The following is a 13,045-nucleotide window of genomic DNA, read 5'->3' as shown; positions in this document are numbered from 1 at the left end:
CCTCAGCGAGCCGGTGGTGGCGACAGCGGCGTCTGTTCCGACTCGCCATTGAGCTTGGCCGTGATCTGGTCGTTGTCGCGGTCGATGGCCGTGCGCTCGATCGGCCAGCGCATCACCTGCCCGGGCAGTACATACCCCAGCAGGCCGGGGTGCACGATGCGCGGACGCTGGACGCTGCCCAGCGCGAGGTCGGCGATCTGTGCATAGCTGTTGCCGGTGTTGGCCACCTCCACGCCGTTGCGTCCGTCTTCCAGCTTCACCAGGTGCGCCCGGAGTTGCGCGGCCAGCTTGCCCCCCGAGGGTTGCACGAACACCGGAATCGAATAGCGCAGCACGAACTGCATGCCGTTGGCGCGGGTCGCCAGGTCAGGCACTTCGTCGACGATCAGCCGGTAGTACTGCTGTGCCGCAGGCGGTTCGTGGTTCGGGCGCATCACCCGTACCAGCTGCTGCTGGCCAGCGCCCAGTTCCTGCATCGGAGGGGTGGCCAGCAGTTCATCGGTGGGCAGCAGTTGTTCCTGGCCATCCTGCTGTACCCAGCGGAAGACCCGCACCTGCAGCCTGACCGGCGAGGTGCCGCTGTTGGTCAGCCACAGTTCGCCTGCGCGCTGGCGGGCTTCGAGCTGCAGGCTGGTGGGGGCGACCTGCAGGCTGGTGGCGCCGACGGCGGTGGCGAGCAGCAGGCTCAGGGCGAGCAGCGCCACGCCGGTGGCGCGCCACGGGCGGGGTCCGGCCATGCGGGCGTGCTCCATCAATAGGTGATCGTGGCGGTGACCGTATCCAGGTAGTTGCCGGTGGCCGGATTGTTGGTGCTCAGGTTCAGGATCTGGCCGTAGACGATGTAGGGCACGGCCAGGCCGGTGCCGATGCCGGCCTGGGTATTGGTGCCGGTGGTGGCGCCCCAGACCAGGGTGTGGGCGGCGTCCTGGTAGAGCTGGTAGCCGACGTAGTTGTTGGCGGTCACGGCCGCATTGGTGTTCTTCATGCGGCGGGTGGTGACGTCGTTGGCCGTGCTGGCGTTGGCGCCCGCGTTCAGCGAGATCGTGTACGGGGTCAGCGCCGAGCACTGCGCGGTCACCGTACCCTGGCCCAGGGTGGGGGTCGCCGTGGTCGAAGCCGCCGTGCCGAAATCAACGTTGGTGGCGGCCGCGGCCGTGATCGTGCAGGCCTTGGTGACCACCAGGGTGACGTTGAAGGTCGTGGTATCGGCCGCCAGTGCGGGGCCGGCCAGCAACAGTCCGGTCAGGGCCCAGGCGAGCGGTGAGCGGAGCGTGGATCGCATGGACAACCTCCCTGACCCGAAGGTCTGTTGAACAAGGCGAAGGCGGCACGTTCAGGGCCGCTTTGATGATGGTCAGGGCCAGCTTGTGCGGGTAAGTGTCTGTAATCCGTGATAAATAGGCATGCGAAAGAGTGGAGCGCGTCACGCTTTCACTTTCCTTGCCGGAACCGTGCATGCCCCGGATCGCCAGTTGGGTGGCGTTCGTTCAGATTGCAGCCGGATCGGCGATAATGGGCGCCATGAGCGTGAATCTGAAAACCCCGCAGGAAATCGAGATGATGCGCATCGCCGGCCGCCTGGCCAGTGAAGTGCTCGACATCGTCACCCCCCACGTCAAGCCCGGTGTCACCACCGAGGAGCTGGACCGCATCTGCCACGACCACATCGTGAACGTGCAGGGCGCGATTCCGGCCAACGTCGGCTACCGCGGCTTCCCGAAGACCGTGTGCACCTCGGTCAACAACGTCATCTGCCACGGCATTCCCAGCGAAGGGAAGGTGCTCAAGGATGGCGACATCATCAATATCGACGTGACCGTCATCAAGGACGGCTGGCACGGCGACACCAGCCGCATGTACTTCGTCGGCACGCCGTCGGTGATGGCCCGCCGCCTGGTGGAAACCACGTACGAAGCGATGTGGCGTGGCATCCGTGCGGTGCGTCCGGGCGCAACCCTGGGCGACATCGGCCATGCCATCCAGAGCTACGCCGAAGGCGAGCGTTTCAGCGTGGTGCGCGAGTACTGCGGCCACGGCATCGGCAAGGTCTACCACGACGAGCCGCAGGTGGTGCATTACGGCCGTCCGGGCCAGGGCCTGGTGCTGCAGCCGGGCATGACCTTCACCATCGAGCCGATGATCAACGAGGGCACCCGTTACAACAAGGTGCTGCCGGATGGCTGGACCGTGGTGACCAAGGACCGCAAGCTGTCGGCGCAGTGGGAGCACATGATCGCGGTCACCGAGACCGGCGTCGACGTGCTTACCCTGTCGCCGGGCGAGTCGCAGGTCTCCTGAGGATGTTGCCGGCGAGTTCGCTGCTGGACACGCCGGCCGCGTCGCTCAACGACCCGGACTGGGCTGCTGCTGCGCGCCAGGCGCTGCAGCAGGCGGACGCGCGCCTGTACCGCCGCTTCGACCAGGGCGACAACATCGAGCGCCTGCTGGCGCTGCGTGCGCGTGCGGCCGACCATCTGATCCGCCTGGCCTGGCAGCGCTGCCTGCCGTTCGACAGCGGCCTGTCGCTGTTCGCAGTGGGGGGGTATGGGCGCGGCGAACTGTTCCCGCGCTCGGACATCGACCTGCTGGTGTTTGGCGACCCGCCGGCACAGTTGGCGCACGAATCCGCACTGGCACGCCTGTTCGCGCTGCTGTGGGATTGCGGGCTGGCGGTCAGCCATGCGGTGCGCAGTGCAGCGCAGTGCCGCGAGGCTGCTGCCGACCAGACCGTGTTGACCGCGCTGATCGAGGCGCGTCCGATCCTGGCCGAGGACACTGCCCGCCGTGCGCTGCGCGAGGCCATCGACGACCGTGAGCTGTGGCCTGCACGTGCCTTCTTCCTGGCCAAGCTGGAAGAGCTGCGCAACCGCCACCAGCGTTTCGGCGATACCGCCGACAACCTGGAACCGGATCTCAAGGATGGCCCCGGCGGCCTGCGCGATCTCAACACGCTGGGCTGGATGGCGCTGCGCGCCTTTGGCGTACGCGACCTGGAAGCGCTGGTCGGCCTGGGCCACCTGGGGGCCGACGAAGCGGCCGCGCTGAAGCGCGAGCGTGCGGTGCTGGCGCGTCTGCGCTTCGGGCTGCACCTGGTGGCGCGGCGCCCGGAAGAACGGTTGCGCTTCGATTACCAGAAGACCCTGGCCGCGCGCCTGGGCTTCGAAGACGATGCCGAGAATCTCGGTGTCGAAAAGATGATGCAGGGCTTCTACCGCGCCGCGCTGGTGGTGCGCCGGATCAGTGACCGCCTGCTGCAGCGCTTCGAGGAACAGTTCGATGGCGAGGCGCAGCCGGAACCGCTGACCGTGGGTTTTTCCCTGCGACGCGGCTACCTGGCGGCCAATGATGCTGACTGGCCGCGCGGCGATATCGGCCAGGTGTTCGCGCTGTTCTCCGGCTGGGCCAACAATCCGCAGGTACGCGGCCTGCATTCGCTGACCGCGCGCGCGCTGGCCGAATCGTTGCCGCTGCTGCCGGCCTACGACCAGGCCGACGCCGACGCGCGCGAGCAGTTCCTGGCCCTGCTGCGTGGCCAGCGCCCGGTCGATACGCTTTCGCGCATGGCGAGGCTTGGCGTGCTCGGCCAGTGGATTCCGGCATTCGCCCAGGTCAGCGGGCGCATGCAGTTCGACCTGTTCCATGTCTATACGGTGGACCAGCACACGCTGATGGTCCTGCGCAACATCGGCCAGTTCGCCAGCAGCCGCGCCGACGAGCGCTTCTCGATCGCGCATGAAGTGTGGCCGCGCCTGCGCAAGCCGGAGCTCCTGCTGCTGGCCGGCCTGTTCCATGACATCGCCAAGGGCCGTGGCGGTGATCACTCCGAACTGGGCGCGGTCGATGCGCGCGCGTTCTGCCAGACCCATGCCCTGAGCATCTCCGACACCGAACTGGTGGCCTGGCTGGTCGAACAGCATCTGCGCATGTCGGTGACCGCGCAGAAGCAGGACATCGCCGATCCGGTGGTGATCCATCGCTTTGCGACCCTGGTCGGCAGCCGCGACCGGCTGGACTACCTGTACCTGCTGACCTGTGCCGATATCGCCGGCACCAGCCCGAAGCTCTGGAACGCGTGGAAGGACCGCCTGTTGGCCGACCTGTATTTCGCCACCCGGCGCGCGCTGCGTGAAGGCCTTGAGCACCCGGTGCCTGCCGCCGAGCGCGTGGCCGAGGCGCGTGACAGCGTGCGTGCGCTGGTGCGCGAGCAGGGCTACGACGATGCCACCATCGACCGCCAGTTCGCGGTGATGCCCGACGAAGGCTTCATCCGCCTGCGCCCGGAGCAGCTGGCCTGGCAGGCCGCCGCGCTGGTACCGGTGAAACAGGGCCAGGCGCTGGTGAAGGTGCGCCGCATCAGCGTCGACGACCCGGCACTGGAAGTGTTCGTACATTCACCGGACCGCGACGGCCTGTTCGCCGCCATCGTGATGACCCTGGACCGCAAGGGCTACGGCATCCATCGCGCGCGCGTGCTGGATGGTCCGGCCGACACCATTTTCGATACCTTCGAAGTGAACCCGGCCGACAGCTTCGCCGATGGCAGCAGTGCCAACCTGGAGGCCGCGCTGCGCGAGGCACTCAGTGGTGACCTGTCGCGCCTGCGCCCGTCGCGCCGGGTGGTGCCGCGGCAGCTGCGTCATTTCCGCTTCGCGCCGCGCATCGAGTTCCGCGATGAACCGGGCGCAACCCGATTTGCCCTGGTCGCTCCCGACCGTCCTGGCCTGCTGGCCGACGTGGCGTTCGTGCTGCGCAACCAGGGCCTGCGCGTGCATGATGCGCGCATTGCTACGTTCGGCGAACGCGCCGAAGACACCTTCGTGATCAGTGACGAACACGACCTCCCCCTGACTGAACCTGCCCGGCAGCAGCTGCATGACGCGATGCTGGCCTGCCTGGACCCTGATCGAAACGCCGGAGACCCCGCCTGATGGCCACCAAGCCTGTTAAGAAGACTGCTGCCACCGCCAAGAGCGCAGCGGCCAAAAAAACTGCCGCCGTGCCGGCCGCGAAGAAGGCGGCTGCGCCGAAGAAAGCCGCAGCGGTGAAGGCGCCGGCGAAGAAGGTGGCGGCACCGAAGAAGGCCCCGGCCAAGAGTGCCGAAGCCGCACGCGCCGAAACCATCGCCCGCAAATCGCTGCGCAAGCCGGCCACGCCGGGCGTGGAAGAACTGAAGTTCGGCATCGAAAGTGCCTTCGAACGCCGCGCCACGCTGACCCTGCACGAACTGGAAGGCTCGACCAGGCCGCTGGTCAACCGTGTGATCGATGGCCTGGAAAGCGGGGAATTCCGCGTTGCCGAACCGGACGGCCATGGTGGCTGGAAGGTCAACGAGTGGTTGAAGAAGGCGGTGCTGCTGTACTTCCGCGTCAACGACATGGCCGTGGTCGATGCGCGCCCGGCGCCGTTCTGGGACAAAGTCGAATCGCGTTTTGCCGGCTATGACGAAGCGAAGTTCCGTCGTGGTGGCGTGCGCGTGGTGCCGGGCGCCATTGCCCGCCGCGGTACGTACTTCGGCAAGGACGTGGTGCTGATGCCGAGCTTCACCAACATCGGCGCCTATGTCGGTGAAGGCACCATGGTCGATACCTGGGCCACCGTTGGTTCCTGCGCGCAGATCGGCCAGCACTGCCATCTGTCCGGCGGTGCCGGTATCGGCGGCGTGCTGGAACCGCTGCAGGCCAGCCCGACCATCATTGAAGACCACTGCTTCATCGGCGCGCGTTCGGAAGTGGTGGAAGGCGTGGTGGTCGGCCACCACAGCGTGATCGGCATGGGCGTGTTCCTCAGCCAGAGCACCCGCATCTACAACCGCGCCACCGGCGAGATCAGCTACGGCTACATCCCGCCGTACAGCGTGGTGGTATCCGGCTCGCTGCCGAGCAAGGACGGCACCCACTCGCTGTACTGCGCGGTGATCGTCAAGCAGGTCGATGCCAAGACCCGCAGCAAGACCAGCGTCAACGATCTGCTGCGCGGCCTGGCCGACTGAAGGTGGCTGCGCCGGAAGACCTGGCGCAGTCCGCGATCTACCGGCATCCGTCCGACACCGCGTTCGGACGGATGCTGCCGCGCCTGCTGCATGCATCCCGCTGGAGCCGGCTGCGTCGCGCGCTGTCACGGCGTTGGCCGATGCCAGCGCTGGCCAGCGATGTGCGCGACGTGGTCTACGCGAGCTGGTGGGTCGACGTGCGCCATGCACCGTTGCCGCCACCGGGCCATCACTACGTGGTGCATGCCGGGCGCACGCCGTACACCATCCTCAGCTACCGTCACGGGCACTTCGGGCCCGCGCTGGCCGGGCCGCTGCGCGCGCTGATGCCGTCGCCGCGGCAGAGCAACTGGCGCTGGTACCTGCGCCGCGACGACGATCCGGAAGGCACACCGGTGGTGCTGTTTGATCGCAATGTGATGGACCAGCTGGCCTTCGTCGCTGGCGCGCGCGCGTTCAGCGATGCCATGCAACCCCATCTTTCCATCCGCTTCGAACATGTGCTGGATGCCTCGGGTCGTGGCCACACGCTGATTGAAGGCGGGCAGGGCAGTGCACCCGCGTTGGGACTGCAGTGGCAGGCAGCCGATGGCTGGCGGCACGACGCATGGTCGGCGGCGTTCGGTGGCCGTCAGGCCCTGCTGCGCTTCCTGACCTGCCAGGACGAAGCCATCGCCCGCACCTGCGATCGGTACTGGGCCAGTACCCGCATCGCGCTGCCGGTGGACATCGGCAGCCTGCAGCCGCTGCGCCTGTCGGGCGAGCTGCACTGCCCGCGCCTGCAGGCGATGGGCGTGGCGCTTGAATCGGGCCTGGTCTTCCGCTTGCCGAGAGTGCCGTTCCGGGTCGTGTCCGAGCGCCTGTTGTGAGATTCTGGACCCCTGTTTTCCAGCATCACAGATGGCCATGAGCACCACTGTCTACGGTTTGAAGAACTGCGATACCTGCAAGAAGGCGACCAAGTGGCTCGACCGCTTCGGCGTGCCGTACACCTTCGTCGATTACCGCGAGAACAAACCCAGCCCGGAAATGCTGCTGGAATGGGCCGCGCAGCTGGGGGGGCTGGCGGCGATGGTCAACAAGTCCTCCACCACCTGGCGGCAGCTGCCGGACAACCGCAAGGCCGCCGATTCCGAGGCCGAGTGGAAGCTGCTGCTGCGCGAGTACCCGCAGCTGATCAAGCGCCCGCTGGTGGTCACCGCCGATGGCAAGGCCAGCCAGGGTTTCAGTGACAACGGCTTCAAGGCCCGCTTCGGCCTGGGCGACGCATGAGTACCGTCCTTGACCTGGCCTGCGAGCTGATCGCACGGCCTTCGGTGACGCCGGACGATGCGGGTTGCCAGGCGCTGCTGGCGGCGCGGCTGAAGCAGGCTGGATTCCACTGTGACCACCTGCGCCTGGGCGATGTCGACAATCTGTGGGCGACCCATGGCCAGGGCGCACCGGTACTGGTCCTGCTGGGCCACACTGACGTGGTGCCAACCGGCCCGCGCGAAGCCTGGACCAGCGACCCGTTCACCCCACAGATCCGCGATGGCGTGCTGTACGGGCGCGGTGCTGCCGACATGAAAGGCAGCGTGGCTGCGTTCGTGGTCGCCGCCGAGCAGTTCGTCGCCGCGCATCCCGATCATCCCGGCACGCTGGCGGTACTGCTGACCAGCGACGAGGAGGGCGATGCCATCGATGGCGTGCGCCACGTTGCACGCCTGTTCGCCGCACGGGGGCAGCGCATCGATTGGTGCATCACCGGTGAGCCGTCATCGACCGCGACGCTGGGCGACCTGCTGCGCGTGGGCCGCCGCGGCAGCCTGTCCGCCAAGCTGCGCGTGCAGGGCGTTCAGGGGCATGTGGCGTACCCGGAGAAAGCGCGCAATCCGATCCACCAGGCGGCGCCGGCACTGGCCGAACTGAGTGCGCGACGCTGGGACGACGGCTACGAGAGCTTCCCGCCGACCAGCCTGCAGATCTCCAACATCCACGCCGGCACCGGTGCCAACAACGTGATTCCCGGCGAGCTCGAAGTGGATTTCAACCTCCGCTACAACCCGCATTGGGACGCGCCGAAGCTGGAAGCAGAGATCGCCGCACTGCTGGACCGGCATGGCCTGCAGTACACGCTGAAGTGGCACCGTAGCGGCGAGCCGTTCTACACCCCGGAAGGCACGCTGCGCGCCGCGGCACGCGCAGTGCTGGCCGAGCACATCGGCCGCGCGCCGGAAGAAAGTACCGGCGGCGGTACCTCCGATGCGCGCTTCATCGCGCCCTTGGGTGCGCAGTGCATCGAAGTAGGACCGGTCAACGCCAGCATCCACCAGGTGGACGAGAACGTGCGCGTGGACGAACTGGAAGCACTGCCCGGGCTGTACCAGCGGCTGGTGGAACGGCTGCTGGTGTAAGGACGGTGAGGTGGGAATGGTGGTTGCCGACCGTTGGTCGGCACGCCCCCCGCCGGGGCTGCATCCCTGTAGAGCCGAGCCATGCTCGGCTGGTGTCTACCGGCAGAAGCAGCCGAGCACGGCCCGGCTCTACTATTCCGAAAAAAGGAAGAACGGCGGCTCGACCGCTTTTTTCCAGTAGCTGGGCGCCGCCATGTAGAAGTGCTGCGCTTCGGCCTTCGCGAACCAGCGTGCCGCCGCCTCGGTGTCCTTCTCCACGCCCGGCGCGCTCCGGCCCAGCAGCAGCCCGGCAAAGTACTGGCCGAACACATTGCCCTGTTCCCCGGCACGCTGGTACAGCTGCAACGCACGCGCCGGATCGCTCGGCACGCCCACGCCGCGTTCCAGCAGCGCGCCCAGATCCACCTGCGCCTCGGCATCGCCACGCGCCGCGCGACGCTGCAGGTGGGCGACCAGCGGGTGCACGGTGCCGGCCTGCGCGGCCACTGCATCCGGCAGTCGCGAGGAACGGCTTGGATAGCGGTGATGGATCATCGCGCGCAGGTCCCAGCGCAGTGCCTGCTGTGCGTCGCCCTGCTGGCGATAGGCTGCAGCCAAGTCGTGGAACGCGTAGGGATTGCCGTGGTTGGCCGCAGCCAGGTAGGCGCGCTCGCCGCGTCGCCACGAAGCGCGCAGCACCGGTGCAGGATCGATGCGGGGGCTGTCGGCATGCCGCAGCGTGCCGAAGGTCCAGATCCGGCCCAGTGCTTCTTCCGCCTTGGTGTTGTGGAAGGTCCAGGGCGTGGCCGCAGCGGCACGCTCGTAGTAGGCGATCGCGCGCGGGTCGTTGAAGCGCTCGAAGGTCTCTGCGGTATCCCAGGCGCCGTCAAAGCTGCCGTCGCTGCCGCGCTGTTCCAGGGCCTGCTGCTGCGCGGGCGGCAGCCTGGAGGGCGGGGACAGGGTATGGCAGGCCGCCAGGCCCAGGCAGAGCAGGGCGGCCAGTACGGCAGTGCATCCAGTGCGGTGTTGCATTTCCATTACACATTGCTGGGCGCGCCATTATGCGCTTCACGCGTGGTTGCCAACGCAACTGTTGCGCCGCGCCGGAAACCGGGGTACGGTCGATCCCATGTCGATCCGCCTGGCCACCGCCGTCAATAACAACAACCGCAATAATCTGCGCGCGAATAATCGTGCGCGGCCGATGCGGGACTGCGCCCTGGGTAGATAGACAGCAACACACGCCCGGACACCAGAAAACCCGCATCGGCCGATGCGGGTTTTTTTGTGCCCGGGCGCAGCCTTCCCGGGCCTGGATGGCCGGTCGAACACCTTCACCTCGTGAAATCCCCCAACAGGAGCTCCGCCATGTGTTCGATCTTCGGAATCTTCGGCCTGCAGGCCGGTGACGATCTTCCCGCCCTGCGCCGGCACGCGCTGGAACTGTCGCAGCGCCAGCGCCACCGTGGCCCGGACTGGAGCGGCGTGTACCTGGACGAAGGCGCATTGCTGGTCCACGAGCGGCTGGCCATCGTCGATCCGGCCGGCGGCTCGCAACCGCTGCTGTCTGCCGACGGCCACCTGGCGCTGGCGGTGAACGGCGAAATCTACAACCACCAGCAACTGAAGGCCGCGCTGACCACCGCCTACGACTTCCAGACCGGCTCGGACTGCGAAGTGATCAACGCGCTGTACCGCCAGGGCGGATCGCCGGCGCAGTGGCTGGAGCAGCTCAACGGCATCTTCGCCTTTGCGCTGTGGGACCGTGACAGCGGCCGCGTGCTGGTGGCGCGCGACCCGGTCGGCGTGGTGCCGCTGTACTGGGGCCACGATGCGCAGGGGCGCCTGCGCGTGGCTTCGGAGATGAAGGCGCTGGTCGATTCCTGCGCCGATGTCGCGCAGTTCCCGCCGGGCCACTATTTCGACAGCGCCAGTGGTGAACTGGTGCGCTACTACCAGCAGCCGTGGCGTGAGTATGCGGATGTGCAGGGCCGCCAGGCCGACCTCGCCGAACTGCGGCAGGCCTTCGAGCACGCCGTGGAGCGCCAGCTGATGAGCGACGTGCCGTATGGCGTACTGCTGTCCGGTGGTCTGGATTCATCGCTGGTGGCCGCCGTGGCCGCACGCTACGCGCGCCGTCGCATCGAGGACGGCGGGCAGACCGAAGCCTGGTGGCCGCGCCTGCACTCGTTCGCGATCGGGCTGAAGGGATCCCCCGATCTGGCCGCTGCCGCGGTTGCTGCCGAAGCGCTGGGTACTGTGCACCACGGGTTCGAATACACCTTCGAAGAAGGCCTGGACGTGCTGCCGGAAGTGATCCGCCACATCGAAACCTACGACGTCACCACCATCCGCGCGTCGACGCCGATGTTCCTGCTGGCGCGGCGGATCAAGGCGATGGGCGTGAAGATGGTGCTGTCCGGCGAAGGCAGCGACGAGATCTTCGGTGGTTACCTGTACTTCCACAAGGCGCCGGATGCGCGCGAATTCCACGACGAGCTGGTGCGCAAGCTCGACGCCCTGCACAACTACGATTGCCTGCGTGCCAACAAATCGATGATGGCCTGGGGCGTGGAGCCGCGCGTGCCGTTCCTGGATCGTGAATTCCTCGACGTGGCGATGCGCTTCGATGCCGCGCACAAGATGGTCGGTGCCGGGTTCGGTGGCCGTCGCATCGAGAAGGCGGTGCTGCGCGAGGCGTTCGATGGCTACCTGCCGGACAGCATCCTGTGGCGGCAGAAGGAGCAGTTCAGCGATGGCGTCGGCTACGGCTGGATCGATGGGCTGAAGGCGCATGCCGAAGCGCAGGTGAGCGATCGTGTGCTGGCGGCCGCCGACAAGCGCTTCCCGCACAACCCGCCGCAGACCAAGGAGGCGTACTACTACCGCCACCTGTTCGAGCAGTTCTTCCCGAGCCGCGCGGCGGCCGAGACCGTGCCGGGCGGCAAATCGATTGCCTGTTCCTCGCCGGCGGCGATCGCCTGGGATGCCAGCTTCGCGGCGGCGGCCGACCCTTCCGGACGCGCGATCGCCGGCGTGCACGAACAAGCCCTGGCGTAATGCTTCCGCCGGGCATGGCCCGGCGCTACCGAGCGATGGTAGCGCCGGGCCATGACCGGCGAGCACAAGGAGGACTTAGTCCCCTCCGTCCCCTTTTTGCGACGTATCATCGGCGCCCTGCACATTGGGGAATGTTCATGGACGTACCGCGCGGTAGCCAACGGCCGCCGATGAAGTGGGGATGGCGCTATCTGGCATGGGCCGCGCTGCCCTTGCTTGCCGGTGTACTGCTGGCACGCTTCGCTGGCCCTGCTGCACCCGCTGCGGTTGCCCGCGCTACGGCTGTGGCAGAGGGCGGCTGGGCGCAGCATCTGGCCTCGCCGCTGGGCCTGTTCCTGCTGCAGTTGCTGGTGCTGTTGCTGGTGGCCAAGGGGGCGGGCGCACTGCTGAAGCGGCTGGGCCAGCCGGCGGTGATCGGCGAGATGGCGGCCGGCCTGATGATGGGCCCGTTGGTGCTGGGCAGCGTGCTGCCGCAGCTGCATGGGGCGCTGTTCCCGGGCAGTTCGCTGGGGCCGCTGGGCATGCTCAGCCAGCTGGGCGTGCTGATGTTCCTGCTGGTGGCCGGTGCCGAGCTGGATCTGGCTGCGCTGCGCGGGCGACGGCGTTTTGCGTTCACGGTCAGCCATGCCGGCATCGCGGTGCCGTTCGTGCTCGGCATCGCGCTGGCGATCTGGCTGTACCCGCAGCACGGCCCCGAAGGTGTGGGCTTCACTGCGTTCGCGCTGTTCGTCGGCATCTCGATGAGCATCACCGCGTTCCCGGTGCTGCTGCGCATCCTCGCCGACCGTGGCATCACCCAGACATCGCTGGGCCAGACCGCCATCGCCTGCGCCGCCTTGGGCGACGCCACCGCGTGGTGCCTGCTGGCGCTGATCGTTGCCGCGGCCCAGGCGAGTGGCTGGCTGCCGGCCAGCCTCAACCTGCTGTGCGTGGTTGCGTTCGTGGCGTTGATGCTGGGGCTGGTGAAGCCCTGGTTCGCCCGCCAGCAGATCGCGCCGGGACGCGAAGGGCGCTGGCTGCTGGGCATCCTGCTGCTGTCGCTGGCCAGTGCGCTGTTCACCGAGATGCTCGGCATCCATGCGCTGTTCGGTGCCTTTGCTGCGGGCGTGGCGGTGTCGTCCAACGTGCAGCTGCGCGAGCTGCTGATGGCCCGCGTCGAACCGTTCGCGGTGACGCTGCTGCTGCCGTTGTTCTTCGCCATGACCGGTCTGCGGATGCGCGCCGACGCATTGCAGGCCAGCGATATCGTGCTGTGCGCGGTGGTGATCGTGGTGGCCACGGCCGGCAAGCTGCTGGGCACCTTCAGTGCTGCGCGCAGTGCCGGCATGCCCACGCGTGAGGCATGGCGGTTGGGCGCGCTGATGAATACCCGCGGCCTGATGGAGCTGATCGTGCTCAACCTGGGCTACGAGCTGGGCCTGCTCGGTGACCGCCTGTTTGCGGTGCTGGTGATCATGGCGCTGGTGACCACGGCGATGACCGGGCCGCTGTTGAACCTGATCGAGCGGCGTAGAAGCTGACCCGGTAGCGCGGCGAGGGCATTCCGTAGAGCCGAGCCCATGCTCGGCTCCGCGCCAGAAGCAGCCGAGCATGGGCTCGGCTCTACAGCGTGCAGCGCACC

General features: G+C 67.6%; 11 protein-coding genes. 8 read left to right on the top strand and 3 right to left on the bottom strand.

Translation table 11 applies throughout. The features are described from left to right. Positions 1–2 precede the first annotated feature (2 nt). Positions 3–752, bottom strand: a complete 750-nt coding sequence (locus ACZK0Z_RS15970; protein ID WP_049427399.1) for a fimbrial biogenesis chaperone — start codon at positions 750–752, stop codon at positions 3–5. Next, positions 752–1,282: a Csu type fimbrial protein gene (locus ACZK0Z_RS15965; RefSeq protein ID WP_049427402.1), complete on the bottom strand. Its 531-nt coding sequence runs from the start codon at positions 1,280–1,282 to the stop codon at positions 752–754. The genes ACZK0Z_RS15970 and ACZK0Z_RS15965 overlap by 1 nt, the downstream gene beginning before the upstream one ends. Positions 1,283–1,455: 173 nt before the next feature. Here ACZK0Z_RS15965 and map point away from each other — a divergent pair, with 173 nt between their 5' ends. Genes map through dapE form a run of 6 tightly spaced genes read left to right on the top strand, consistent with a single transcriptional unit; the run spans position 1,456 to position 8,385 of the window. Then, positions 1,456–2,298, top strand: a complete 843-nt coding sequence (map, locus tag ACZK0Z_RS15960; RefSeq protein WP_005408754.1) for a type I methionyl aminopeptidase — start codon at positions 1,456–1,458, stop codon at positions 2,296–2,298. Between the two features lie 20 nt (positions 2,299–2,318). Beyond that, positions 2,319–4,928, top strand: a complete 2,610-nt coding sequence (locus ACZK0Z_RS15955) for a [protein-PII] uridylyltransferase (RefSeq protein WP_457326698.1) — start codon at positions 2,319–2,321, stop codon at positions 4,926–4,928. After that, entirely contained in the window at positions 4,928–5,989 is a 1,062-nt protein-coding gene (gene dapD, locus ACZK0Z_RS15950) for a 2,3,4,5-tetrahydropyridine-2,6-dicarboxylate N-succinyltransferase (RefSeq protein ID WP_197619995.1), read from the top strand. Before ACZK0Z_RS15955 ends, dapD begins: the two co-directional genes overlap by 1 nt. 2 nt (positions 5,990–5,991) lie before the next feature. Beyond that, positions 5,992–6,858 (top strand): hypothetical protein, encoded by an 867-nt coding sequence (locus ACZK0Z_RS15945; protein WP_197619996.1) that lies wholly within the window; start codon positions 5,992–5,994, stop codon positions 6,856–6,858. Positions 6,859–6,889: 31 nt separating this feature from the next. After that, positions 6,890–7,261 (top strand): arsenate reductase, encoded by a 372-nt coding sequence (locus tag ACZK0Z_RS15940; RefSeq protein WP_180849163.1) that lies wholly within the window; start codon positions 6,890–6,892, stop codon positions 7,259–7,261. Further along, complete coding sequence (gene dapE / locus ACZK0Z_RS15935) at positions 7,258–8,385, top strand: succinyl-diaminopimelate desuccinylase (protein ID WP_049429630.1); 1,128 nt, start codon at positions 7,258–7,260, stop codon at positions 8,383–8,385. The genes ACZK0Z_RS15940 and dapE overlap by 4 nt, the downstream gene beginning before the upstream one ends. Positions 8,386–8,517: 132 nt before the next feature. On the opposite strand, the gene ACZK0Z_RS15930 is transcribed toward dapE, so the two are convergent. Continuing rightward, positions 8,518–9,396, bottom strand: coding sequence for a tetratricopeptide repeat protein (locus ACZK0Z_RS15930; protein ID WP_404830718.1), 879 nt, complete (start codon positions 9,394–9,396; stop codon positions 8,518–8,520). 336 nt (positions 9,397–9,732) lie between these two features. Between ACZK0Z_RS15930 and asnB the strand changes: the two genes are divergently transcribed. Together asnB and ACZK0Z_RS15920 are read left to right on the top strand one after the other, a co-directional pair. Further along, positions 9,733–11,424 carry an asparagine synthase B gene (asnB, locus tag ACZK0Z_RS15925; RefSeq protein WP_197633550.1) on the top strand — a complete coding sequence of 564 codons (1,692 nt, stop codon included), beginning with the start codon at positions 9,733–9,735 and terminating at the stop codon, positions 11,422–11,424. Between the two features lie 131 nt (positions 11,425–11,555). Next, positions 11,556–12,944, top strand: coding sequence for a cation:proton antiporter domain-containing protein (locus ACZK0Z_RS15920; protein WP_100443632.1), 1,389 nt, complete (start codon positions 11,556–11,558; stop codon positions 12,942–12,944). Positions 12,945–13,045 lie beyond the last annotated feature (101 nt).

This window comes from Stenotrophomonas sp. 116085_Sma (genome assembly GCF_056479585.1).
The sequence above is the reverse complement of the archived record's forward strand: the minus strand, read 5'-3'. Positions and strand labels throughout refer to the sequence as shown.

What these genes read in the sequence shown, in the direction of transcription:
- asnB (WP_197633550.1), top strand. Translation starts at nt 9,733, where the DNA reads ATGTGTTCGATCTTCGGAATCTTCGGCCTGCAGGCCGGTGACGATCTT.
- dapE (WP_049429630.1), top strand. Translation starts at nt 7,258, where the DNA reads ATGAGTACCGTCCTTGACCTGGCCTGCGAGCTGATCGCACGGCCTTCG.
- ACZK0Z_RS15930 (WP_404830718.1), bottom strand. Translation starts at nt 9,396, where the DNA reads ATGCAACACCGCACTGGATGCACTGCCGTACTGGCCGCCCTGCTCTGC.
- ACZK0Z_RS15920 (WP_100443632.1), top strand. Translation starts at nt 11,556, where the DNA reads ATGTTCATGGACGTACCGCGCGGTAGCCAACGGCCGCCGATGAAGTGG.
- dapD (WP_197619995.1), top strand. Translation starts at nt 4,928, where the DNA reads ATGGCCACCAAGCCTGTTAAGAAGACTGCTGCCACCGCCAAGAGCGCA.
- ACZK0Z_RS15940 (WP_180849163.1), top strand. Translation starts at nt 6,890, where the DNA reads ATGGCCATGAGCACCACTGTCTACGGTTTGAAGAACTGCGATACCTGC.
- map (WP_005408754.1), top strand. Translation starts at nt 1,456, where the DNA reads ATGCCCCGGATCGCCAGTTGGGTGGCGTTCGTTCAGATTGCAGCCGGA.
- ACZK0Z_RS15970 (WP_049427399.1), bottom strand. Translation starts at nt 752, where the DNA reads ATGGAGCACGCCCGCATGGCCGGACCCCGCCCGTGGCGCGCCACCGGC.
- ACZK0Z_RS15965 (WP_049427402.1), bottom strand. Translation starts at nt 1,282, where the DNA reads ATGCGATCCACGCTCCGCTCACCGCTCGCCTGGGCCCTGACCGGACTG.